The organism is Periweissella fabaria (assembly GCF_918814575.1).
Classification (GTDB): Bacteria; Bacillota; Bacilli; order Lactobacillales; family Lactobacillaceae; genus Periweissella; species Periweissella fabaria.
Genome location: NZ_CAKKNS010000002.1, coordinates 1 through 23,851, shown reverse-complemented (window position 1 = coordinate 23,851; position 23,851 = coordinate 1). Strand labels below are relative to the sequence as shown.

Genomic DNA, 23,851 nt, shown 5'->3' with positions numbered 1-23,851 from the left:
TTTGAATCCCCCCTCTTTGTTAATTAATCCATTTCTGTATCTAAAATAATGGTGACTGGTCCGTCATTAGTTAATGCGACTTGCATGTCCGCACCAAAAACACCAGTTGCGACTTTTAAACCACTAATAGCAAGTTGATCATTTAATTTTTGGTACATTTCATTAGCAAATGCGGGTGCGCCTGCATCAGTGAAGCTTGGTCGGTTACCTTTACGTGTTTTAGCGTACAACGTAAACTGTGAAACAGATAAGATTTCACCTTTAATATCTAACAATGATTGATTCATTTTACCATCTGCGTCTTCAAAAATTCGTAAATTCAAAATTTTACGGCAGAGATAATCTAGCTCTTTTTGGGTATCGCTATCTTTAATTGCCACTAACAATACTACTCCGTTTTTAATGGCCCCTTGGAGCTTATTTTCAATGGTAACTTGTGCTTGAGTAACACGTTGAACTATTATGCGCATTATTTCTCCTAAAAAAATGAGGATGGAATAAACCGCAGTTTGCATCCCATCCTCTAGTTTTGATTATTATTTAAACTTAAAAAATAGCATTTACCTATATGACGTGTCTAATGGAGTGCACGTTTTACATCGTAAACATCTGGAATGTTATTTAATCCATTCATTAATTGATCTAAATGATTTTTATTACGGACACCAACAGACAATGAAATTAGTGCTAAGCCATTATGGTCAACCCGCCCATTAACTGATGTTAAATACTTAGTATTATTATTTGATATTTTAATAACATCATTTAATAAGCCATTGCGATTGTTACCACTAATTGTTAAGTCAGCATCATAATTTGGCCGTTCACCTTCCGGATTTTCCCAAGAAACTTCAATTAGACGTTGCCCATTATTTTCGGCATCACGCACATTTGGACAATCAGCGCGGTGAACTGAAACCCCGCGACCTTTTGTAATGTACCCAACAATTTCATCACCTGGAATTGGTGTACAACAATGACTTAAACGAACCAATAAACCATCGACGCCTTGAATCATGACCCCTTCGGATGAAGAATTACTCCGTTTTTGGGCAAATTTAGACGCAACGTCCATTTGCTTATGTTCTTCTAACAATTCACGTTGTTGTTGCTTAATTCGATCTGCTTCTAATTCAGCACGCTTAGTTTCCGTTAATTTATTAGCGACCCCTTGAGGTGATAAATCACCAAAACCTAACGAAGCAAACATGTCTGGAATACTCATGACATGTAATTTACTGATTGTTCGTTCTTCATTTTCTTCCGTCAAAATTTCTTCGGGATCAAAGCCTTCACTTTGTAAAAAATCAATAATTAATGTTTTACCAGCTTCAATGTTTTCTTCCCGATTTTGCTTCCGGAAGTACTGGCGAATTTTATTTCGAGCTCGCCGAGTTGAAACAATATTAAACCAGTCACGACTTGGGCGGCCAGTGTTACTTGTAATAATTTCAACAATATCACCCGTTTTAAGTTCGTAGTTAAGTGGCACCATCTTACCATTTACGCGGGCCCCAGTCGTTTTATGACCAATTTCAGTATGAATTGTATAAGCCATATCTAACGGTCCGGCACCTTTAGGCAATTCATATACATCCCCTTTAGGGGTAAAGGCAAATACCCGGTCTGTAAATAAATCTCCTTTAACGGAATCCATAAAATCATCCGCATCTTTAGATTCCTTTTGCAGTTCCAAAATACCTTGAATCATATTTAATTTTTGTTGGTCATTACTTTGAACATTGGCTCCTTCGAAGTTACCTTCTTTATAAGCCCAGTGCGCAGCAACCCCATATTCAGCAATGCGGTGCATTTCATGCGTCCTAATTTGAATTTCCAGACGTTTTCCTTCAGGACCGATAACCGTTGTGTGTAAACTTTGATACCCATTCGCTTTAGGTAAGGCAATGTAGTCTTTAAACCGTCCTGGAATTGGTGTCCATTTAGAATGAATTATTCCTAAAACAGCATACGTTTCCGGAATTGTATTAACTTCAATCCGAATTGCCAATAAGTCATAAATTTCATCAAATTGCTTTTTCTTATCGACCATTTTACGATAGACCGAATAAATGTGCTTTGGCCGACCATAAATTTTTACATTATGGTAGCCTAATTCATCAGTTGCATTCGTAATGTAGTCAATGGCATCACGAATATATTCCAACCGCTCATCACGACGACTATCCATCAAATGCGCAATACGGTGATATTGCTCAGGGTTTAGATATCGCAATGAAGTATCTTCCAACTCCCATTTAATTGTACTAATTCCTAATCGATCAGCTAATGGGGCATAGATTTCCAAAGTTTCAGCTGAAATACGCCGTTGCTTTTCTGGGCGTAAATGTTGTATCGTCCGCATATTATGTAACCGGTCCGCCAATTTAACAATAATTACTCGAATATCTTTTGACATAGCGAGTAATAATTTACGGTGATTTTCGGCTAATTGTTCTTGACTACTCTTGTATTCGATTTTACCAAGCTTAGTAACACCATTGACAATTAACGCCACATTATCGCCAAATTTTTGTTGTAAATCGGTAATCGTAGCGTCGGTGTCCTCAACAACATCATGTAAATAACCGGCTACAATTGTTTCCGGATCCATATGTAATTGGGCTAAAATACCAGCTACTTGAATTGGGTGAATAATATATGGTTCACCTGATTTACGAACTTGATCCTTATGCAAAGAAGCGGCATATTCATATGCTTTATCAACAAACGCAACATGCTCGGGATTCATGTACGTTGTCACTGCCTGATGAACTTCATCAGCTGTCCAATTTTTTTGTTTTGGCATTACTTTCACCTTACTTTCGGTAAGATAAATGTCCGATTCGGTATCAATAGCAGACAATTACCTTGCATGTTTAAATTAATGTATATTATAACGTAAAATATTCCTAAAATGTACTGTTCTAAATCTTAAATATTAGCTAATATGTCCTTTATCTCATAAAAGATTGTCATATACTATATTTTTTTGATTAAAACACAAAAATCGTGGACAATTGTCCACGATTTTTCTAATTACTTAATTTAAAGTAAGCCTATTTGATAAATTTATCGTACTAAATATGAATTAAATCCGTTGTTAATCCCGCCGTTAAATTAAGATAGCCCGTTTCAGTAACAACAATATCATCTTCAATCCGCACACCACCAACGTTAGGCAAATAAATTCCTGGTTCGATTGTCAACAAATTATTAGTAACCATTTCATCAGTTAATGTTCTCCCAATGTTAGGTCCTTCATGAATTGCTAAGCCAATCCCGTGTCCCATACCATGATTAAACTCTTTGCCGTAACCTGTACTAGTAATATAGTCACGGCCAACTCGATCGAGCTCACTACTTGGTACACCATTAAAAACAGCCTCGACAACTAATTTTTGAGCCACTTGGACAATCTCATAAATTTTTTCAAGTTCTGGTGCAATATCACCCACGGCAAATGTCCGTGTAATATCAGAAGTGTATCCATCTACATAATAGCCAAAATCAACGGTCACTAATTCTCCATTAGCAATTGGCTTGTCTGAAGCTAAACCATGCGGTAACGCTCCTCGCCAACCACTAGCAACAATCGTATCAAAGGATGCTTTTTGTGCCCCACGCTTGCGCGCCTCATAATCAAGTTCATTGCTAATTTCCAATTCAGTCATTCCAGGTTTAATTTTAGGTAAAACCGCATTGAAAGCTGCCATCGAAACGTCACATGCTTTTTGAATAGCTTGTAATTCAGCGGTATCTTTAATTTCGCGCATCGCTTCAACAATGCCTGGGACTGGCAAGAATTCTTCAGCAACAATTAATTCATCTAATAAATCAAAAATTTTAAATGCTAAATCATCCTCAAATCCCACCCGCTGGAGGGCTTGCTTTTCAATAATATCTGCAGCTGCTTGATAATAGTTACGCGTAATAACTAATGCTGCGTCTGCATCCATCAAGTGGGTCAATTCTTCTTCATAACGTGCATCCGTGACAACTGTTAATCCGGCCAATGTAACAACCACCACCCCATCACCATCGCCACCAAGAAAGCCACTTAAGTAACGCATGTTTGCCCCATTAGCAATGATAATACCGTCTAATTCACTCATTTGGAGTAATTTTTGTAACTTTGTAACTCTTTTTTGATACATATACTTTTACCTTTTGGTTATCCTTTTAAACATACTTTCAAATGAGCTAACATTACGTGTAAATATATTATGTGGTAAATGTTGTCCCATCGCTTGTAAAGCAAGACGACCTTTACTAACAACAAAGTTAAATGAACCTGATTTGGTATCTACAAAAAAGCCCCGTACATACCGACGACCAAAGAAAAGTTGTGCTCTAACACTAACAATTTCTTTATAGGGGATTTGAATATACCCTTGACCTTCACCACGAAATTCAAGTCCTCGATCACCAATGAATAAGACACCTGGCTTAGGAATCATTGAAGTATACATTGAATTAGCTTTTACCTCTAAATCAACTTGCCGATTTAATGCTTCCATATCGCTATCCCCAATCTATTAATTTATTATCATTTTAGCATTTTTAAGAATGTAGCGCATAAAAAAAACCGGTTGCCCGGTTTTTTTTATTAACCTAAGATACCAGCCCAGTATCCAAGAATACCAACGATGAATAAACCGAAGATAATCCAGATTGGGTTCACCTTACGCTTAAGTAACCATAGAACGATTAGTAAGAGAAGGAGTGGTGCAAGACCTGGTAGAAGTGAGTTTAAAGTATCTTGTAATGTAGTGACTTTAAATGTGTCTACTGTTTTACCAGCAACCACTTGATCGATAACATTACGTACTTGATCAACATGCAACTTACCGTTGTTTGCAGCATCAGTTAATTTGTTCAAATCAACCACGTTTGCGGCTTGGTTTTTAACTTTTGAAACTTCAAGAACAAAGTTCATTGTTGTCCAACGAGGAACCAATACCCCTAAGACGAACATCCCAAGAATTGAAGCCCCTTGAGTAATCTTTGGTAACATTCCACCAGATAAATCTTGCGTGATGTTAACCCCTTGTTTGTAACCAAATGATTGAGTGTACCAGAGGAAACCCATCCGAATAGCATTCCAAACAACGAAGAAGATAATTGGTGCAAGAACGTTTTGGGCTAAAGCAAGTGAAGCACAGAAAGCTCCAAGAACTGGTCGAATGGTTGCCCAGAAAACGGGATCCCCAACACCGGCAAGTGGTCCCATCATCCCAACTTTAACCCCATTAATGGTTTCGTCATTAATGTCAGCTCCGTTAGCACGTTGTTCTTCCAAGGCAAGTTCAACCCCTAAGATTGGTGATGCCAAGTATGGGTGAGTATTAAAGAATTCCAAGTGACGCTTCAAAGCATCAATTCGTTCTTCTTTAGTCTTGTATAAGCGACGAATCGCTGGAATCATTGCATATGCCCAACCGAGGTTTTGCATCCGTTCATAGTTCCATGAACCTTGAAGGAAGAAACTACGCCACCAAACGGTGATTAAATCGCGTTTTGTTAATTTTTTTTCGTTATCAGCCATGATTTCATTCCCCCTTAGTAGTTATTCAAAATATCATCAATAGGGTCGCCACCATTTGATGAGCCACCATTTGATGAACCACCACCACGACCATTGAATTCAGGTGAGAGTTGGAGGTAAAGTAAGGCGATAACAACCCCAATAATACCCATCGCAATCAAGTTTAATTGCGTTACTGCTGAAAGGGCAAAACCAAGGAAGAAGAATGGCCATAATTGTGGAGTAGCCATCATACTAATAACCATTCCGTAACCAACAACCACGATGAAACCACCGGCAACACCTAATCCACCAGTAATAACCTTAGGAATAGCACCAAGAGCATCACGCACTGGGCCAGCCCCAACAGCCATAACGATCATTGTTGGGATAGCAATGCGAAGTCCTTGAATAATAAGAGCAAGTACGTGAACCATTTCAACTCCGCGAAGACTTCCCTTTTCGGCATACCGGTCGGCGGTGTGGGCTAAGGCAACAGTAAGTGTCCGAACAAAGATTGTTAAAACTTGACCAGCAACGGCAAGTGGAATCGCAACGGCAATCCCAGTATGCACATCAACTTGAGCAGGTCCTGTAACTAAGTAAGCTGAAATAACAGATGCCAAAGCCGCATCAGGCGCAACAGCGGCCCCAACGTTAAACCAACCTAAAGCAATCAATTGGAGTGTTCCACCAAGAACAACCCCTTCCATTAAATGTCCATTAGCCAAACCAATTAATGCAGCAGCAACAATTGGTTGGTGAAATTGGAATTCATCCAGAATTCCTTCAACCCCGGCTAAGAAGGCAAACAAGACAACAAAAAATGCTGACATAATAATTCCTCCATATAGAATAATTAAGATAATTATATAAATTCAATCTTGTAAACTAGCTTAGGCCATACCTTTTTTCTTAAGCACCGCAAACAAATCTTCACTTGAATCTGCTGGAACTTTTCGAATTTCGAATTTAACCCCTTTTTCAGCCATGCTCTTGTAAGTATCAACATCGGCTTGATCAACGGCAATCGTGTTAGTAACCATTGTTTTACCATCACTAAATGACATTGAACCAATATTAACTTCATCAAAAACCACACCGGCATCAACCACCCGCTTAACATCTTGCGGATTTTCAAATAAGAATAAGGCTTTTACCGAACGGAAACGTGGATCATCATAAACTTCAATTAGTTTATCGATTGGGATAACATTCGCTTTAACCCCTGAAGGTGCAGCTTGTGTAATCAACGTCTTCCGTAATTCATCATGTGATACACCATCAGATACAACAATAATCCGATTTGGGCTGACTGATTTAGTCCAAGCAGTTGCCACCTGACCGTGTAATAACCGAGAATCAATCCGTGCCAAGAGCACGTCAAACTCAATTTTACCCGTATGTTCAGCTGGCGCAGTTGCAGATACTTTTGGTGCTTCTTCGACTGCAGCCGCTGCTGTTTGTGTTGGCGCAGCATCGACAGTTTCTGGAATACTCTTCACACCATCGCGAGCAACACCGACAAGATAGTGGGCAATTTCTTCAGCTGTTTGCATTGAAAAACGTGCCCCATACGCTTCAATCAGCATTGGTAGGTTAAGTCCTGTAACAATTGCTGTCTTGTCAGGATTTACCGCCTGAATCCGATTAGCTGCGTTGAAAGGTGAGCCCCCCCACAAGTCAACTAAGAATAATACTTCGTCACCTTCATCAAATGTTTTGATAGCTTGATCTAAGTGAGCCATTAAATCATCAGGCCCCTCATCAGGCATGAAAGTAACAACTTGAACCTTTTCTTGTTCCCCGAAAATCATTTGTCCGGATTGCTTGATACCTTCGGCAAATTTACCGTGGCTTGCAATAATAATTCCGACCATGTTAATTTCCTTCCTTTCATCATTCACTTACTTGTGAACATACCTAAATAATAGTTAATTTTTATCATCTTGTAAAGCGCTTTCATTAAAAAGATATTATCTTTTTTTTACTTTTTTGTATTGACTATTTAACAGGACCTGTGATAACTAACTTTCCAATCATTGCCCCTTGTTCCACCAATTGATGCGCTAGTTTTAAATTAGCTAAACTAATCCCCGTTAATTCTTTTGTAAGGGTTGTTTGAATTATTTTTTCATCGAGTAATTGTGCGATTTGTTGTAAATATTCACCTTGAGATTCAATTTGAAAATCATACTGCGTTTTCGCAAACATGAATTCCCAGGAAAAACTCACGCTCTTGTTTTTAATTAAATTCATTGGTAACAATTCCGCACTTGCTGCAATCGCACCAATTTGACCAAAGGGGGCAATTAAAGTGGCGACATTCGCAAAATGCATTGCCGTTGCATTTAAAATAACAGCGTTATCAACTGTTTCAAACCCAAGTTCCTGAACTTCATTAACATAATCATCACGGTGATTGACGACATAGTCTGCACCCATCTTTTCAACAAATGCTTTTGTTTCAGGCCGTGAAGCCGTCGTAATTACGGTCATCCCAATCCACTTAGCTAATTGAATTAAAACTGAGCCCACACCGCCAGCTCCGTTAATTACTAGGATAGTCTCGCCGTCATGAGCATCCGCTTGTGGGGTTAAATGTAACTTTTCAAAAAGTAATTCATAGGCGGTCAATGACGTTAACGGCATGGCTGCAGCTTCTTCATCAGATAACGTTGTCGGTGCTAAGGCGATGATTTCTTCACGGACTACTTGATATGTCGCATTACTACCAGCTCGAGTAGCATCGCCGGCATAATAGACACGATCACCAACTTTAAATTTCGTAACATCTGGACCTAATGCGACAACTTCAGCAACGGCATCATAGCCAAAAATCTTAGGTGTTGTTGAACTTACTAATGTTTGCCGTAATTTAGTATCAATCGGATTAACCGAAATGGCTTTAATCTTGACTAAAACATCATGACCGACTGGGTTCGGAACTGGTAATTCAATGTATTCAAGGCTTTGCTCTTCATTGATAGGCAAACCCTGATAGGCACCAATTGCTAAATTCTGCGTATTCATTTAAATTCCTCCTCATGTGAACAAAGTATCTTTTATGGGTCATCCTTATTATAAATTTTTTGGGTCTTTATTTCTAAAAAATAAATTCCCAAAATTTTGATTTACTAATAAAATTTAGCTAATATACCTAAAAAAGCTGTCAGAATTAAATTCCAACAGCTTTTAGCGCTTTTTTAACTAACTTTCTTTTACTTAATTTTTTGACGTTGTTCCTCAAGAGTGTGTTCGTGACGTAAAATCAGCTTAAATTTAGCATAACGTTGCTCATCAAGCACACCTGACCGATATAAATTATCAATTTCTAACGCTGCTAATTCTATATCGCCTAACCGACTCCCAACATAAATATAAACATCGAATTGTTTTAAATATTGTAAAATATCATAATACGTATTCATTTATTCCACCTATCATTTTAGCCCTTAACTAGCCACCAGATTGTACCCGTTGTATAAATTATCAATGCGACCATCCCCATTAATTGATAACGCCGATTATTAGGCCCTAGTAAGCGTGGTGTACCGACCATTAAAGCTGCTAAAAAGCCACCAATTAAGCCACCAACATGCCCCAAAATATCAATTCCCGTACCAGGCCACAATGCAAATGCTAAGTTTAAAACAATCAAAATTCCAAATTGCCGTCCTAACGCTTGGAAATAAGCGGACTCGCGATAGACAACTCCAAGCATTACAAACGCCCCAAACATCCCAAAAATTGCGGTTGAAGCACCTGCTGAAACCGTCGTTGGCGCTAACGCCGCACTTAATAGATTACCACCGATTCCTGCAATAAAATAAATTATGCTAAAGCGCCACCACCCAAATAATTGTTCTAAAAAAATACCACAAAAATAAAGCGTTAACATATTTAAAAATAAGTGTTCAAAACCAATATGAATAAACATCGGCGTTATTAGTCGATACCATTGACCGACCAATATGTACGGTTGAAAACTAGCACCAAATCTTAATAAATTAGCGACATTGGTTGTGCCCCCACTAAAGGTCATGATAATAAAAACAAGTACGTTTACTGCTACGAGCGTATATGTTACGTACGGTTTCTTATTTGTTATTTGCATTCTGTTCTACTCCGATTAAAATTTTATCAACAGCTTGATCAAAAATTTCCACTGGCCAATCAGCCTGTTTAACAACTAATTTTGCCGTACTTAATGCCACTGTATTTCCAGTAAATTGGGCAAGAAAACGATCATAATAGCCACCACCAAAGCCCACCCGCATACCACTATCGATGGCAAAACGTAAACCTGGCACAATTAATAAATCTAGCTTAACATCTTCCCCACGCTGATTTCCTTGTGGTTCATAAACTCCAAAAGCGCTTTTAATAAGTACATCATTGGTGCGATAAGGTAAAAAAACTAGGCGCCGCTGAGGTAAACATTTAGGTAAATAGACCTCTTTACCTTGCTTTAAAGCGGCTTCAATAATCATTTGTGTTGGTAATTCATTGGGCATACTATATGTAATCCCGATTTTTTGTGCTCCTTGCCATTCTGGTAATTCATTTAGTTGGCGTAAATTATCAGCCATAATTTGAGCTTTAGCAATCGGTGGTAATGTTTCCAACCATGCCAACGCATCCTGCCGTAATGTTGCTTTATCCACTGCTAGCCTCCAACTTTTATTAATACCGTATTATACCATTTTTTAAGATATGATAACTGAACTCCCTATAGAACATTATGACTATTGCTGTTCATTTAATTCATAAAAAAAGTCGAATGGCTAACCATTCGACTTTAATGTTATTTAATTATTTTTTGTAGCTTGCAACATATTCAACGTATTTATCATGGTCAAATTCTTTTTCAGACTTACCAATAATAATTGTTGCTAATCCATTACCAGCCACATTAACTGCCGTCCGTCCCATATCAACTAAACGGTCAATTCCGGCAATCAAGGCCAAACCAGATACTGGAACACCAATTGTTGATACCGTTGCTAATAGCACCACAAATGACGCTCCTGGAACACCTGCCATCCCTTTAGATGAAACCATTAAGACCACTAACAATGTAAGTTGTTGGCCGATTGATAAATGGATGTGGTAGGCTTGGGCCATAAAGACCGCTGCCAGTGCTTGATAAATTGCTGACCCATCCAAATTAAATGTATAACCTGTGGGGATAACAAAAGATACTACCCCTTTTGAAACTCCCATTTTTTGTGTCTTTTCAATTAATTTTGGTAAAGTTACTTCTGAACTCGCAGTTGAGAACGCTAGTACCAATTCATCTTTGAAGACTGTTAAAACATCAAAAATATTAATCTTATAAATTGCCGCAATTGCTCCAAGTACAACAATAATAAAAATTGCCATCGTTAAGTAGGCCACTCCGATAAAGAGCCCTAATGGTTTTAGAGAATCTAATCCTAATTGCGCAACAGTCACCCCGATTAAACCAGCAACCCCAAATGGTGCAAAGTTCATCACCCAAGAAGTAACTTTAAACATCACTTCTGAAACTGCTTGTAAGAAATCAACTACAATTTGGCCACGTTCGCCAATTGATGAGAGACCAAGACCAAAGAACACTGAGAAAAAGATGACCGGTAACATATTACCTGCACTCAATGCTGCAAAAATGTTTGTTGGCACAATCGACATTAAAATTGATCCCAAACCATTGTGACTTGCTACTTTGGCGGTTGCTTCATATTTTGAAATATCAGCTGCTTCCAAGCCTTTTAAATTCACGAAATGTCCAATGTCTGTCACATTAGCCACTAATAAACCTAAAATTAGCGCAATGGTTGAAACAATTTCAAAGTATAAAATTGTTTTACAACCTACACGGCCTAACTTATGAATATCACCAATATTAGCAATCCCAACGGTTAAACTAGTTACAACGATTGGTAACACAATCATTGAAATCATGTTAATGAAAAATTTACCAACACCTTGAGCAAAAACGATAAAGCCTTGGTTTTTATAAAAAATAACTCCAAGGATAATCCCAACTGCTAGCCCGATTAAAATTCGCCAGCCTAGCGAGACTCGCATTACCTTCTTATTCATCTTCATCCTATGCTCCTCTACTTGTACATTAAAAAATTAAAATATCATTAGTTTATATTGTAGAATGAATTCAAGGTACTTGTAAATGCTTTTTACGAACATTTTTTATTTTTTTTGTTTTTTTTCTCTAATTCTCCAAAGAATTAGGACAATAAACCAAATTATTGTTCCTATTGCAGCGTACATTGTTGTTGTTTGCATAAATAACACAACAAAGACAAAGGCAAGAAATGCTAAAATCAGATAATCAGTAACTGGCGCTCCTGGTAACTTAAATGTATCAGCGGCTAATGGGCTTTTTAATGATTTTCGGTATTGAATATGCGCTAGAATTACTAACGCATAAATAACAATAAAAGTTGTTGTTGCGACACTAGTAATAAAGCCAAATACTTTACCTTGTAAAACACCGTTTAACAGCACTGCCAAACTAATAATTGCTACTGACATGTTTACGGCACGTGTAGGGACTTGCGCCCGTGATAATTTATGGAAATAATTACGATCATCAGTTAAAGCATAAATCATGCGACTAGTCGTAAAAATTGAACTATTCAATGCTGATGCTGAAGCAGTTAAAACCACAAAATTAATAATTCCTGCGGCGGCTGGAATACCCACTGCGGCAAACACTTTAACAAATGGTGACTCAGTACCAGAGAAATTTACCCAAGGATAAATACTCATTACAACAAACAATGAACCAACATAGAATAATAAAATACGTGTTGGAATATCATTAATGGCCTTAGGAATAATTTTCTTTGGATCTTTAGTTTCTGACGCCGTTACCCCAACAATTTCAATTCCCACAAACGCAAAAAAGACCATTTGAAAAGCTAATATTGCATTTTTAGGTCCAGTTGGGAACCAACCACCATGATTAACCAAATTAGCTAATGATGCATGCCCCATTGGCGTTTTAAAGTGCACAGCGATTAAGACAATTCCTAACACAATTAAGGCAATAATGGCGACAATTTTTATCATAGCAAACCAAAATTCGGTTTCACCAAACGCTTTGACCGTAATTGAATTTAAACCCCAGATAATTAATAAGAATATTAAATCCGGAATCCATTGCGGAATACTGGGAAACCAATATTGAATGTAGATTCCTGTTGCCGTTAAATCTCCCATCGCAATCGTGATCCAACTAATCCAGTATGTCCAACCAGCAATGTAACTTGCATCAACACCAACATAACGTTCAATAAAATTAATAAAACTATGTTGGCTAGTATCAGAAAGTAACAATTCCCCTAGCGCCCGCATAATTAAAAAAGCAAATACACCTGTTAACATATAAATCCAAATAATTCCGGGACCCGCTAACTTAATTGATGAACCCGCTCCCATAAATAGCCCTGTTCCAATTGTTCCACCCAGAGCTATCAATTGAATATGGCGACCCTTAAGGTCTCGTGCCATCTCTACTTCTTGTTTATCCATAATTGATAACCTACTCTCTATTTTATCGATAACAATAGTTTACCGTTTCTTACAACATGAATCAAACGACTCTTATTCAATCAAAAGATGAAATACTTTCATCTTTTGATTGAATTGTTTGATTTAAACCATAAATAACAAAAATGGGCTTATACCATAACCAACTTTTACTAGTAATTTATCGCCCGTCCACACTCCTAAGGGACCATTGTATTCGTACCATACACAAAAAGCCCAGGAAAAAAGTATTTTTCCTGGGCTTTTACTAGTACTTCTTGATGTTACCTAATGGCTATCACCGTACCACTTTTTTATTACTCGTCATAATGCTGTCACTATATCCATGACACATTAAAGCAATATCAATTTTATTTAAAGAAACCTGTTTTAGGAGCTTTATCACCACTGGCAATTGCAAAAGCTTTAAGCGCTTCTTTTTGGCCCTTGTTCAAGTTTGTTGGCACCTTAACAGTTACTGTTACATGTTGATCACCGTTCCCATGGCCACGGAATACAGGTGCTCCTTTACCACGTAAGCGGAAGTTTGTACCAGGTTGCGTTCCAGCTGGAATCTTCATCTTAACATCACCGTGAACAGTTTTAATTAAGACTTCATCACCTAAGGCAAGTTGTGAGAAAGTCATTGCTTGGGTACTGTAGATATCTGAACCTTGACGTTCAAAGTCTGCTGAACTAGCAATGTTGAAACTTACATATAGGTCACCGTAAGGTCCACCATTAACCCCGGCATTACCTTGGCCTGTGAAACGCATTTGAACATGGTCTTCAACCCCTGCTGGAATTGGAAGATCAACTTCGTGCATTTCACGTGTGTGGCCTGTTCCATGACATGTTTCACATTTTTCTTTGATTTCTTTACCCGTTCCATGACAAACATCACAGGCTGCTTGGGTTTGAATTCGGCCAAACATCGTGTCTTGGACAACGTTGATGACCCCTGAACCACCACATTTGTGACACGTTACAGGTGATGTACCAGCTTTCGCACCGGAACCGTGACATGTTTCGCATTCTTCATCACGTTGATACTTAACCCGTACCGTTTTACCAAATACTGCTTCTTCAAACGTTAAATCAACAACTTGCTCAATGTCATCCCCGGCTTGAGGTGCATTAGGATCACGCCGGCGACTACCGCCACCACCAAACATTTGACCAAAGATATCTTCAAAGCCGCCAAAACCACCTTGACCGCCACTAAAGCCGCCTTGACCGCCACCAAAGCCACCGAAGCCTTGCGGACCATCAGCAGAACCATATTGATCGAAGTTAGCGCGTTTTTGTTCATCCCCAACTGTTTCATAAGCTTCTTGGACCTCTTTATACTTATCTTCGGCCCCCGCTTCATGGTTAATATCAGGGTGATACTTCTTTGACAATTTTCGGTATGCTTTTTTAATTTCGTCTTGTGAGGCGCCTTTATCAACACCTAATGTTTCATATGGATTATTGCCCATCGTTTCGTCCCTTCTTAATACATCGCATGACTAAATACTTGATAGACAAAGCGGGCTTGGGAAATTTCCCAAACCCACTAGGTCAATTCATAATTACTTCTTAGGATCAACTTCTTCAAAGTCACCGTCAACAGTTTTGCCATCAGTGGCTTTACCGTCAGCTTCACCAGCTTGACCTTGAGCAGCTTCACTTTGTTGATATAACTTAACAGCTAATTCTTGAGCGGCTTCACTTAAAGCATCTTTCTTAGCTTTCATGTCATCGATGTTGTCGTCTGCTTGAGCCTTCTTCAAGTCTTCAAGCGCTGTTTTAGTTGCCGCAGTATCAGTTTCTGGTAACTTATCGCCAACTTCTTTCAATGTCTTTTCAGTTTGGAAAATTAATTGATCAACTTCATTACGCAAGTCAACTTCTTCCTTACGTTTTGCATCGGCTTCTTCATTGGCCTTGGCATCGTTCATCATACGTTCGATTTCTTCATCAGTTAAACCAGAGTTTGACTTGATTGTAATCTTTTGTTCTTTGTTAGTACCAAGGTCCTTAGCAGATACGTTAACAATACCGTTCTTATCGATATCGAAAGTAACTTCAATTTGTGGGATTCCGCGTGGAGCTGCAGGAATGTCAGTCAATTGGAAACGACCCAAAGTCTTGTTGTCAGCAGCCATTGAACGTTCACCTTGCAACACGTGGATATCCACGGCTGGTTGGTTATCAGCAGCAGTTGAGAAAGTTTGTGACTTAGAAACTGGAATTGTTGTGTTACGGTCGATTAACTTAGTGAATACACCACCCATAGTTTCGATACCAAGTGAAAGTGGTGTCACATCAAGAAGAACGACGTCAGTAACATCCCCAGTAATCACCCCACCTTGAACTGCTGCACCAAGTGCAACCGCTTCATCAGGGTTAATTGAGTGTGAAGGTTCCTTACCAGTTAACTTACGTACTGATTCTTGAACCGCTGGAATCCGAGTTGAACCACCATTTAAGATAACTTGGTCGATATCAGCCATTGTAAGACCAGCATCCTTCAAAGCGTTACGAACTGGTTCTTCAGCACGTTCGATTAAATCAACAGTCAATTGGTTAAACTTAGCTTGTGAAAGTGAAGTTTGAATGTGTAATGGACCTTCATTGCTTGAGGCAATAAATGGCAAGTCAATTTGTGCTTCAGTTGAAGAAGAAAGTGTCTTCTTAGCTGATTCAGCGGCATCCTTCAAACGTTGCATTGCAAGTGTGTCAGATGATAAATCAACACCGTGTTCAGCCTTGAAATCAGCAATTAACCAATCAATAATCTTGTTATCAAAGTCATCCCCACCAAGGTGTGTATCACCATTAGTTGAAAGAACGTCAAACACACCATCTCCTAATTCAAGGATTGAAACGTCAAAAGTACCACCACCAAGGTCATATACTAAGATTTTTTCATCGCGGTCATCACTATCCATACCGTAAGCCAAAGCAGCTGCAGTTGGTTCGTTAATAATCCGTTCAACCTTCAAACCAGCAATTGTACCAGCATCTTTAGTTGCTTGACGTTGAGCATCGTTAAAGTAAGCAGGTACTGTAATAACAGCTTGTGTAACTTCTTCACCTAAGTAGTCTTCAGCGTACTTTTTAATGTATTGAAGCACCATTGCTGAAACTTGTTCTGGTGTGTATGATTCGCCTTCAACATCAACTTTATAACCAGCTTCACCCATGTGACGCTTAATTGATGCAATTGTGTTAGGGTTAGTCACCATTTGACGTTTAGCAGTGTCACCAACAACAGTTTCACCGTTCTTAAATGCAACAACTGATGGAGTTGTGCGGTTACCATCTGGGTTAGTAATAATTTTTGCTTTACCACCTTCTAAGACAGCAACAGCAGAGTTAGTTGTACCTAAATCAATACCAATAATTTTTGACATTATATCCTTACCTCTTTTAATTAAATTTTGTAATTTTTATTGTGCGACACTAACCATTGCTGGTCGGAGAACACGATCTTTTAACATATATCCTTTTTGAAGCACGTTGACAACCGTATCAGCTGGATGTTGTTCATCAGCTGGAACTGATTGAATTGCTTGGTGACAAGTTGGATCAAAAGTTTCACCAACTTCACCAACCGCTTTAATATCGTTGCTTTCGAGTGCTTGGTTAACAGTCTTTAAGACCATTTCGACACCAGTCTTCAACTTTTCAGCTGCTTCACCTTCAGCTGGAACTGCTAAAGCACGTTCTAAATTATCCACTGCAGGAATAACCGCTTTGGCTAATTTAGTACCCTCATATTTAAGCATCGTTTCTTGTTCCTTCTTAAAACGAGTGTGCATATTAGCAATTTCGGCTTGGCTGCGTAAGAATTTATCTTCCATTGCTGCCAATTTTGCTTCTAAATCAGCAATTTGATTTGTTTCCGGTGTATTTTGGTCAACTGTTGCGTCTGCTTCAGCGCCACGTGTTTCGTTACCCTCAACATTTTCACTTGCAGTCGCTTGCGTAGCATCATCAATTTGTTCGTCTACGCTTTTCTTTTCCTCGGCCATCTAGCACCTCCTACTCATCATAAAATTGATAATAATTTATTAGTTTGTTTGTTAGCTCTTGTCTAAATGCTCCAAGTAAACCAATCGTACGTGAATACGACATCCGTGTTGGACCAAGAATCGCAATCATACCACGACCATGATTACCGACATCATATGTTGCTGTCAATAACGAATAATCTTTTAACAAATCATTGGCAATTTCATCACCTATTTTGACTGACACTTCCGTGTTATCTTGACTAGGGATCATCATATCGTGCATATCAGTTTTATTACTTAATAACTGATACAAATCTTTAAGGGTTGTCGGATTATCAATACTACTAAAATCGAGTAAATTCAACCGACCGCCAACAAAGAACTGATCAGACGCTGCGCGATCCAATGCTTGACCAAAAGTTTGTAAAAAGCCATCCGGTGTTGATAAGTACTGGGCAATCTGTGTCGGAATATCAGTTAACAAACGTTGTAAAACGATTCGTAATGACTGACCAACTAATTGCTCATTTACTAAACGTACAATCGCCTCTAGTTGATCACCACTGACATCCTTATTAATTGCAAATTGCTGACTTTCAACTTCACCACTATCTGTGACTAATATTGCTAATACTTGATGGTTACCAAGGGGCACTAGTCGAAAACCTGATAACTTTACATCGCCGCTTTCAGGTTTGATTGCTAATGCGGTATAAGATGTTAGTTGCGATAACATATTCGCTGAACTGGCTATTATTTCATCGACTTTGGCATATGAACCATCTAATGACTGCCGAATCAATGACATATCATTCTTACCAACGAGAATATCCCGATGTTTTAAATGATCGACATAATATCGATACCCAGCCAATGAAGGAATTCGTCCAGAACTAGTATGTTCTTTTTGGATTAAGCCAAATTCTTCTAATGTTGCCATTTCATTTCGAATTGTTGCGGAACTAACCGTGATTTTAAGCATTTCAACAAGCTTCTTGGAACCAACCGCGTGTCCGGTTTCAGTGTAAGCAAGTACAATCGCTTGGAGAATTAATTTCTGGCGATCTGTTAACATACCTTTCACCTCACTTTAGCACTCATAACCTTCAAGTGCTAACAATTAATATAATACTCTTTAGTCAAAGAATGTCAAACATTTCCACAAAAAAATTCACAAAATTGACACTAAAATTACCGAAAGCCTTTATTTCAAGGTTTTTAACATATGCTTATATGCATGTTGACCAATTAGAATTTCTTTTTCGGTTTGATAGCCTTGCAGCTGATATAACTTTTCTGCACGCGGATTTTCGTTATCAACATTTAAACTGATATTAAGGAATCCTTGTTGTTTAGCAATAGTTTCACTAGCTGCCATTAATGCTTTACCAATTCCGTGTCCACGATAATTAGTATCAACTGATAGCATTTCTAAATACCACTCATTTGGCCAGGCCTCTTGATTAGGATGTAAATCAATGCCCTTTGTTCCAGCCAAAATATCCGTATGCGTTTGCATTTCAACATCGTAAGCATATGAATAGCTAACCCCCGTCACTTTATTATCAATTTCAGCAACGACGAAACTGGTATACGGTAATAATTTTGCTAAATCATAGGCCGATGTTATTAGCTTGATTTTTTCAGAATCAGTCATCATTTGTAATTCAGGGAGTTCCATTTGATTAATGATTGTTAGAATTAACTGACTAATCGCATCTTGGTCAGTTATGCGCGCTTCACGAATTATCATAGTATTTTTACCTCTTTAACTTATGTTGTTATATTTTAAGTTTATCATAGCGCTAAACTGATATTACCTCGTTTAAATCATAAAATAACTTTTTCTTGTAGTTTATGTGCCATATCTGGTGTTTAACTGTGTTATGATTAAAAGAATATTAGAATTTAGGAGAATATTATGGCCCAAAAATTACAAGCGCTACAGTATGTTCGACCAGATTTTGATGCCCTTCGTTTGGAATATATTGCTGCCGTTCAAAAATTTAAAAAAGCTGAATCGGTTAATATTGCCCAAATGACTGTGCAAAATCTAGATAATCTCAACGACTCCCTAATATCAACCTACGAAATTTTACAAACGCTTGCTACGCAAAATCCGACTGATGAAGTTTATCAAGCTGAGATAGCTATATGGCGTTTAAACATGCCACTATTAAAAGATTTGGCATATCGCTTTGCTAATAGCCTAGTTAAATCAAAATTTCGTAATCAGTTAGAAATTGCCTTACCTTTGACAAAATTCAAATTAGCTGAAAATCAACTTAAAACGTATTCAAACGATATTGATGATCTATTATTACAAGAACAAGCCATCATTAATGAATACCAAAGTATATTGTCAACGGCAACGATTAATATTGGGGGACATATTATATCGTTAGCAACTGCCCTACAAAAACCAACAATGTACACTACTGAAGAACAGTTACTAATTACAGATACTACCAAAACTTTCTTAACAGCCAATCAAGCTACGTTAATTACTCTTTTTGAACAACTTGCCCAAAATCGTAATCAACAAGCTCGCATCCTTAACTACGACACTTACAGTGAACTTAGCATGGCTAGTCATAATCATTTTGATTATTCATTTACCGAAGTTTTATCACTGTGTGATACGATTTTAGCAACGACACCGGTTAGCTTAGAACCAATCAGCCACCCCTTAGTGGATGATAGTAAGCTAACGGCCACTGACATTTCAAGCGCTTTGAAAAATTTACTTGAAAGTCTTAGCCCAGCAACAGCTCGTTTTTATGATTATCTAATTGAACATGACAGTTTAACGTTCACTAATAACGCCCATTGTAAAATTCCAAGTTTATCAACGTTTGTTATTAGTAAACAATTACCTGAACTTACGATTAATCTTGATTGCTTACCCGATCAAAGTGATTTTTTACTTAATCAAATTGGGCAAGCATTCCAAGCTTTTTCAATTCGTGGACTAAAATCTGGTAATTTAATCTTTTCATTTCATGATACTCAAGCCGTCCTTGCTAAAGGTTTCGAATTCCTTTGTTGGCCTTGGCTACATTTACTAGTTGGTAATGAAGCGGCCAACTTACGGACTCTAATGCTTGAACGTAATTTAACGGTATTAAATTATCACGCGAAACAAATTAAGTTTGCCACCCAGTTATATCAACCTACTGTGGCCAATTTTAACGACCTTAACATACTCTGGTCCAAACAAACTAATCAACCAGACGATTTACCAACTTGGTTACTAGATGCCGATTTAATTTGCCAACCAGATAATGCGCTTGATAAGCTTTTGAGTATTATTATTGGTATGCAATTTTGGCAACCAAATGCGGAACAAGGTAATCCAGATATCATTAATAAATATATCCAATTTGCTAAGAATAGTTCACAAGATAGCTTACTAAATCTCTTACAGCTTTGCGAAATTGAATCACCTTTTGCGTCAGCAACGTTACCCTCATTATTAAATACGATTAATGATTATGTACAACACTTAGTTGCCAATTCAGTTGAACAAAAATAATAAAAACGCCAATCGAAAATTTGATTGGCGTTTTTATTATTAATTATTTTCAAGATTCATAATATCAATATATGGAATATTACGAATTCGCATGTTATCAGGTGCTTTTTCCGTATTCATTTTTTGCTGGCGAGCATTTCTATTTTGAGCCACGTCCATCTCCGTTTGAATATTTTTTTGACGCCAACTAACTAAAATCTGCTCAATATAGCGAAAATTATAGACGTTGTTTAAGACGGCTTCTTTTAAGGCCATTAAAATCGTTTCTGGGATATAATTCTCATCATCTAACCATTTACTTACGGTTTGTAATTCAAACGTTGATAGCGGCCGTCTAAATTCACTTTCAATCGTCGCAAATACTTCTTGACGGGTCGCTTGACTCGACTGCTGTGCTGTAACGATTGGCGTTTCACTCTTTACCTCACCTAACAGCTTAGTATATAACCCATCAAAATTTAGTTGCTCAATTTTTTGACCAAATTCGTTTGTACTAGTTTTAATCTCGGCGAAGCCCCCAGCAACCATACTTTGTAAAACATTTGCTACGGCATTTTTTGTCATCCGTAAAAATTTCGCAATAATGGTTAAATCTGGTAAATCTTGCCCCCGTTCCAATGCTTTTTTTAATTGAATAAATACTAGTAACTGTTCATTATTCATACCAATGTCTTGATAGTGTTCTAATAGATAGTTACTGATTGTGACACTACCTGCTTTAATAAACGCATCCATTGCTTCTGGTTTCATCAGCTACCCTCCATTCAATTGCTTTACTAATTCATTATAATAACAAAGCATGGTAGATTCAAAATAAGAATCTACCATGCTACTTAGTTGTCTCTTTAATTATGGGCGAATCCGTGTAATTGTACGTGGGAATGGGATTGCTTCACGAATGTGTTCTGTACCAGTAATCCAAGTAACGGCACGTTCTAATCCTAAACCAAAACCACTGTGAGGAACTGAACCATATTTACGTAAATCTAAATACCAGCCATATTCGTCAAGGCTTAAACCTTGTTCTTCAATACGCGCTTTTAAGTATTCATAGTCAGTATCACGTTCTGAACCACCAATAATTTCACCGTAACCTTCTGGTGCAAGCAAGTCAGCTGAAATAACAACATCGTCACGGAGTGGGTGCCGCTTCATGTAGAATGCTTTAATTGCTTTAGGGAAGTTAACAATGAAGACAGGTTTTTCGAAATGATTTGCTAAGAAAGTTTCTTCTGGTGAGCCAAAATCAACTCCCCATTCGACATCAAAACCATTGTCTTTTAATAATTCAACAGCATCATCATATGAAAGACGTGGGAAAGGCAATTGTGTGTACTTACGAAGAGTTTCAATATCACGATCAAGTAATTTTAACTCATATGCACAGTGATCAATCACGTTTTGAACTAAGAAAGCAATATAGCGTTCTTGAAGTTCAAGGCTATCTTCTTGATGCATCCACGCCATCTCTGGTTCAATCATCCAAAATTCAGTCAAGTGACGACGAGTCTTTGATTTTTCAGCACGGAAAGTTGGTCCAAAAGTAAAGACCTTACCGTATGCCATCGCTCCTGCTTCAGCATATAGTTGACCAGTTTGTGATAAGAAAGCTGGTTGACCAAAGTAATCCGTTTCAAATAATTCAGTTGTTCCTTCAGGAGCTGAACCAGTTAAAATTGGTGCATCCAATTTAGTAAAGCCTTCGTTGTTAAAGAATTCGTAAGTCGCCCGAATAATTTCGTTACGGACTTTCATAATAGCAAATGGTTTTTGGTGACGAAGGTACAAGTGACGGTTATCCATCAAGAAATCAGTACCGTGTTCTTTAGGTGTAATTGGATATTCATCAGATTCACCGATTACTTCAATATTTGAAATTTCAATTTCGTAACCAAAGTGTGACCGTTGATCTTCATGAATTGTTCCAGTAATCTTAATTGAAGTTTCTTGCTTCAATTCTTTAGCTAATTCAAAAATATCTTCACTGACATTAGCTTTAATTACTACTCCTTGGAAGTAAGCTGAACCATCACGTAATTGTAAGAACGCAATTTTACCACTAGAACGTTTATTTGTTAACCAAGCGCCAATCACGACTTCTTCGTCAACATGTTTCCCTGCATCAATAATGTTAATACTTTCCATTTTTTTCATCCTTTAATTTGATATTCTTGGCTATTTTGGGGTCATTACACTATTTTCAATGTAATGACCACCAGATTGACATAACCTGTCCAATCGATACTTTTTAACATCTAAAATGTACCTCTACAAGTTTTGAATTAATTTTAATTGTTTTCCATTTGTAAACTGCAATGTTGCAAAACTAAGATTATTCTTTTGATCTAAATATGAAACATCCCATGCTGGCGCGCCTTCATAAATCGTTAGCGCTGCAGAATACACTTTCCGTGGATTATATCGTTGCTGAACTAAACTTCTAATTTGATATTCTGATAAACCATCTGCCATTTTTAAAACAACTGGCTTAAATTTTTTATCATTAGCATGCATAATAACCGCAATATTTTGATTTTTCTTATTTTTACCAACTACTGAATAGTAAACTTTAGCTCGTTTTGAGACTAAAAAGGAAGTTGTTTTTGTAATACCATTATTTTTAGCAATTGCTTCATAGGTATTCTGGGCCCTTTTGGCCGGACTTAAAGCAATTTGAAATATCACAATAATTGCAAGGAGGATTACTAATAATCCACTAATAATTACCATGCTTGGTTTTATTTTAAATTTACGATGGTAAATATTTTGGCGTAATTGCATATTACTTCCCCTTTTCATTATATCCAACTAGTTTATTATTATATCAAAAAAAAGCCTATTTTAACTACCATTTTCCCTTTTTTCCCCAAATATTACAACAATCCTTTAGTTAATACAAAAAAAGACTAGGCATTAGCCTAGTCTTTTTTAATGATTGCGGGAGCTGGATTTGAACCAACGACCTTCGGGTTATGGGCCCGACGAGCTACCGAACTGCTCCATCCCGCGATAATATTATTTATGATACTCAATAAGGAGGATGAGAGATTCGAACTCTCGCGCCGGTTTCCCGACCTGATGGTTTTCAAGACCATTCCCTTCAGCCAGACTTGGGTAATCCTCCAAAAAATATGCAACTATACAACCGACATTTACATCAATTGTAAATGTCCCGTACGGGATTCGAACCCATGTTACCGCCGTGAAAGGGCGGTGTCTTAACCACTTGACCAACGGGACAAAAAATTA

22 protein-coding genes and 3 tRNA genes are annotated in these 23,851 nt (G+C 37.7%); 1 reads left to right on the top strand and 24 read right to left on the bottom strand.

Going from position 1 to position 23,851, the window contains the following annotated elements; all coding sequences use genetic code 11:
- Positions 1 to 23: 23 nt before the first annotated feature.
- The 18 genes from dtd to LQZ75_RS02995 form a co-directional block, all read right to left on the bottom strand.
- Entirely contained in the window at positions 24 to 470 is a 447-nt protein-coding gene (dtd, locus tag LQZ75_RS03080) for a D-aminoacyl-tRNA deacylase (protein ID WP_230096391.1), read from the bottom strand.
- 107 nt (positions 471 to 577) lie between these two features.
- Positions 578 to 2,809, bottom strand: a complete 2,232-nt coding sequence (locus LQZ75_RS03075; protein ID WP_230096390.1) for a RelA/SpoT family protein — start codon at positions 2,807 to 2,809, stop codon at positions 578 to 580.
- A gap of 271 nt (positions 2,810 to 3,080) precedes the next feature.
- Positions 3,081 to 4,157 carry a M24 family metallopeptidase gene (locus LQZ75_RS03070; protein WP_230096389.1) on the bottom strand — a complete coding sequence of 359 codons (1,077 nt, stop codon included), beginning with the start codon at positions 4,155 to 4,157 and terminating at the stop codon, positions 3,081 to 3,083.
- 6 nt (positions 4,158 to 4,163) lie between these two features.
- The gene (locus LQZ75_RS03065) at positions 4,164 to 4,520 is read right to left on the bottom strand and encodes a DUF956 family protein (RefSeq protein ID WP_230096388.1); all 357 of its coding nucleotides are present in this window, start codon (positions 4,518 to 4,520) and stop codon (positions 4,164 to 4,166) included.
- A gap of 89 nt (positions 4,521 to 4,609) precedes the next feature.
- Positions 4,610 to 5,548 (bottom strand): PTS system mannose/fructose/sorbose family transporter subunit IID, encoded by a 939-nt coding sequence (locus tag LQZ75_RS03060; protein WP_230096387.1) that lies wholly within the window; start codon positions 5,546 to 5,548, stop codon positions 4,610 to 4,612.
- Between the two features lie 14 nt (positions 5,549 to 5,562).
- Positions 5,563 to 6,366, bottom strand: coding sequence for a PTS mannose/fructose/sorbose transporter subunit IIC (locus LQZ75_RS03055; RefSeq protein ID WP_230096570.1), 804 nt, complete (start codon positions 6,364 to 6,366; stop codon positions 5,563 to 5,565).
- A 57-nt stretch (positions 6,367 to 6,423) separates the two neighbouring features.
- On the bottom strand, positions 6,424 to 7,407 hold the full coding sequence (locus tag LQZ75_RS03050; RefSeq protein ID WP_230096386.1) for a mannose/fructose/sorbose PTS transporter subunit IIB: 984 nt from the start codon (positions 7,405 to 7,407) through the stop codon (positions 6,424 to 6,426).
- 124 nt (positions 7,408 to 7,531) lie between these two features.
- Positions 7,532 to 8,560, bottom strand: coding sequence for a zinc-binding alcohol dehydrogenase family protein (locus tag LQZ75_RS03045; RefSeq protein ID WP_230096385.1), 1,029 nt, complete (start codon positions 8,558 to 8,560; stop codon positions 7,532 to 7,534).
- 188 nt (positions 8,561 to 8,748) lie between these two features.
- The gene (locus tag LQZ75_RS03040; RefSeq protein ID WP_230096384.1) at positions 8,749 to 8,958 is read right to left on the bottom strand and encodes a YqgQ family protein; all 210 of its coding nucleotides are present in this window, start codon (positions 8,956 to 8,958) and stop codon (positions 8,749 to 8,751) included.
- Between the two features lie 17 nt (positions 8,959 to 8,975).
- Positions 8,976 to 9,644 carry a rhomboid family intramembrane serine protease gene (locus LQZ75_RS03035; protein ID WP_230096383.1) on the bottom strand — a complete coding sequence of 223 codons (669 nt, stop codon included), beginning with the start codon at positions 9,642 to 9,644 and terminating at the stop codon, positions 8,976 to 8,978.
- The gene (locus LQZ75_RS03030; protein ID WP_230096382.1) at positions 9,628 to 10,194 is read right to left on the bottom strand and encodes a 5-formyltetrahydrofolate cyclo-ligase; all 567 of its coding nucleotides are present in this window, start codon (positions 10,192 to 10,194) and stop codon (positions 9,628 to 9,630) included. The genes LQZ75_RS03035 and LQZ75_RS03030 overlap by 17 nt, the downstream gene beginning before the upstream one ends.
- Before the next feature lie 148 nt (positions 10,195 to 10,342).
- A complete protein-coding gene (locus LQZ75_RS03025) occupies positions 10,343 to 11,620 on the bottom strand; it encodes a dicarboxylate/amino acid:cation symporter (protein ID WP_230096381.1) in 1,278 nt (425 codons plus the stop codon).
- Positions 11,621 to 11,719: 99 nt separating this feature from the next.
- Positions 11,720 to 13,066, bottom strand: coding sequence for an amino acid permease (locus LQZ75_RS03020; RefSeq protein ID WP_230096380.1), 1,347 nt, complete (start codon positions 13,064 to 13,066; stop codon positions 11,720 to 11,722).
- A 368-nt stretch (positions 13,067 to 13,434) separates the two neighbouring features.
- Positions 13,435 to 14,544, bottom strand: coding sequence for a molecular chaperone DnaJ (dnaJ, locus tag LQZ75_RS03015; protein ID WP_230096379.1), 1,110 nt, complete (start codon positions 14,542 to 14,544; stop codon positions 13,435 to 13,437).
- 93 nt (positions 14,545 to 14,637) lie between these two features.
- Positions 14,638 to 16,464: a molecular chaperone DnaK gene (gene dnaK / locus LQZ75_RS03010; protein ID WP_230096378.1), complete on the bottom strand. Its 1,827-nt coding sequence runs from the start codon at positions 16,462 to 16,464 to the stop codon at positions 14,638 to 14,640.
- A 36-nt stretch (positions 16,465 to 16,500) separates the two neighbouring features.
- Positions 16,501 to 17,085: a nucleotide exchange factor GrpE gene (grpE, locus tag LQZ75_RS03005; protein ID WP_230096377.1), complete on the bottom strand. Its 585-nt coding sequence runs from the start codon at positions 17,083 to 17,085 to the stop codon at positions 16,501 to 16,503.
- A gap of 10 nt (positions 17,086 to 17,095) precedes the next feature.
- A complete protein-coding gene (gene hrcA, locus LQZ75_RS03000; RefSeq protein WP_230096376.1) occupies positions 17,096 to 18,142 on the bottom strand; it encodes a heat-inducible transcriptional repressor HrcA in 1,047 nt (348 codons plus the stop codon).
- 129 nt (positions 18,143 to 18,271) lie between these two features.
- Positions 18,272 to 18,820: a GNAT family N-acetyltransferase gene (locus tag LQZ75_RS02995; protein WP_230096375.1), complete on the bottom strand. Its 549-nt coding sequence runs from the start codon at positions 18,818 to 18,820 to the stop codon at positions 18,272 to 18,274.
- Between the two features lie 168 nt (positions 18,821 to 18,988).
- Here LQZ75_RS02995 and LQZ75_RS02990 point away from each other — a divergent pair, with 168 nt between their 5' ends.
- Positions 18,989 to 20,602: a gluzincin family metallopeptidase gene (locus LQZ75_RS02990; protein WP_230096374.1), complete on the top strand. Its 1,614-nt coding sequence runs from the start codon at positions 18,989 to 18,991 to the stop codon at positions 20,600 to 20,602.
- Between the two features lie 39 nt (positions 20,603 to 20,641).
- Here LQZ75_RS02990 and LQZ75_RS02985 read toward each other — a convergent pair whose 3' ends face one another.
- The 6 genes from LQZ75_RS02985 to LQZ75_RS02960 form a co-directional block, all read right to left on the bottom strand.
- Positions 20,642 to 21,352, bottom strand: a complete 711-nt coding sequence (locus LQZ75_RS02985; protein WP_230096373.1) for a DnaD domain-containing protein — start codon at positions 21,350 to 21,352, stop codon at positions 20,642 to 20,644.
- A gap of 99 nt (positions 21,353 to 21,451) precedes the next feature.
- Positions 21,452 to 22,747 (bottom strand): asparagine--tRNA ligase, encoded by a 1,296-nt coding sequence (gene asnS / locus LQZ75_RS02980; RefSeq protein ID WP_230096372.1) that lies wholly within the window; start codon positions 22,745 to 22,747, stop codon positions 21,452 to 21,454.
- Positions 22,748 to 22,870: 123 nt separating this feature from the next.
- Positions 22,871 to 23,383 carry a cell wall elongation regulator TseB-like domain-containing protein gene (locus LQZ75_RS02975; protein WP_230096371.1) on the bottom strand — a complete coding sequence of 171 codons (513 nt, stop codon included), beginning with the start codon at positions 23,381 to 23,383 and terminating at the stop codon, positions 22,871 to 22,873.
- Between the two features lie 154 nt (positions 23,384 to 23,537).
- Positions 23,538 to 23,611: transfer RNA gene (locus LQZ75_RS02970), tRNA-Met, on the bottom strand.
- 25 nt (positions 23,612 to 23,636) lie between these two features.
- Positions 23,637 to 23,726 (bottom strand) — tRNA-Ser (locus tag LQZ75_RS02965).
- A gap of 44 nt (positions 23,727 to 23,770) precedes the next feature.
- Positions 23,771 to 23,842: transfer RNA gene (locus tag LQZ75_RS02960), tRNA-Glu, on the bottom strand.
- Between the last annotated feature and the right edge of the window lie 9 nt (positions 23,843 to 23,851).

Coding starts and splice junctions, on each gene's coding strand:
- grpE (WP_230096377.1), bottom strand. CDS start 17,085: ATGGCCGAGGAAAAGAAAAGCGTAGACGAACAAATTGATGATGCTACG.
- LQZ75_RS03050 (WP_230096386.1), bottom strand. CDS start 7,407: ATGGTCGGAATTATTATTGCAAGCCACGGTAAATTTGCCGAAGGTATC.
- dtd (WP_230096391.1), bottom strand. CDS start 470: ATGCGCATAATAGTTCAACGTGTTACTCAAGCACAAGTTACCATTGAA.
- LQZ75_RS02985 (WP_230096373.1), bottom strand. CDS start 21,352: ATGAAACCAGAAGCAATGGATGCGTTTATTAAAGCAGGTAGTGTCACA.
- LQZ75_RS03020 (WP_230096380.1), bottom strand. CDS start 13,066: ATGGATAAACAAGAAGTAGAGATGGCACGAGACCTTAAGGGTCGCCAT.
- LQZ75_RS03045 (WP_230096385.1), bottom strand. CDS start 8,560: ATGAATACGCAGAATTTAGCAATTGGTGCCTATCAGGGTTTGCCTATC.
- asnS (WP_230096372.1), bottom strand. CDS start 22,747: ATGGAAAGTATTAACATTATTGATGCAGGGAAACATGTTGACGAAGAA.
- LQZ75_RS03025 (WP_230096381.1), bottom strand. CDS start 11,620: ATGAAGATGAATAAGAAGGTAATGCGAGTCTCGCTAGGCTGGCGAATT.
- LQZ75_RS03060 (WP_230096387.1), bottom strand. CDS start 5,548: ATGGCTGATAACGAAAAAAAATTAACAAAACGCGATTTAATCACCGTT.
- LQZ75_RS03035 (WP_230096383.1), bottom strand. CDS start 9,644: ATGCAAATAACAAATAAGAAACCGTACGTAACATATACGCTCGTAGCA.
- LQZ75_RS02975 (WP_230096371.1), bottom strand. CDS start 23,383: ATGCAATTACGCCAAAATATTTACCATCGTAAATTTAAAATAAAACCA.
- LQZ75_RS03040 (WP_230096384.1), bottom strand. CDS start 8,958: ATGAATACGTATTATGATATTTTACAATATTTAAAACAATTCGATGTT.
- LQZ75_RS03065 (WP_230096388.1), bottom strand. CDS start 4,520: ATGGAAGCATTAAATCGGCAAGTTGATTTAGAGGTAAAAGCTAATTCA.
- LQZ75_RS03075 (WP_230096390.1), bottom strand. CDS start 2,809: ATGCCAAAACAAAAAAATTGGACAGCTGATGAAGTTCATCAGGCAGTG.
- LQZ75_RS02990 (WP_230096374.1), top strand. CDS start 18,989: ATGGCCCAAAAATTACAAGCGCTACAGTATGTTCGACCAGATTTTGAT.
- LQZ75_RS03070 (WP_230096389.1), bottom strand. CDS start 4,157: ATGTATCAAAAAAGAGTTACAAAGTTACAAAAATTACTCCAAATGAGT.
- dnaJ (WP_230096379.1), bottom strand. CDS start 14,544: ATGGGCAATAATCCATATGAAACATTAGGTGTTGATAAAGGCGCCTCA.
- hrcA (WP_230096376.1), bottom strand. CDS start 18,142: ATGTTAACAGATCGCCAGAAATTAATTCTCCAAGCGATTGTACTTGCT.
- dnaK (WP_230096378.1), bottom strand. CDS start 16,464: ATGTCAAAAATTATTGGTATTGATTTAGGTACAACTAACTCTGCTGTT.
- LQZ75_RS02995 (WP_230096375.1), bottom strand. CDS start 18,820: ATGATAATTCGTGAAGCGCGCATAACTGACCAAGATGCGATTAGTCAG.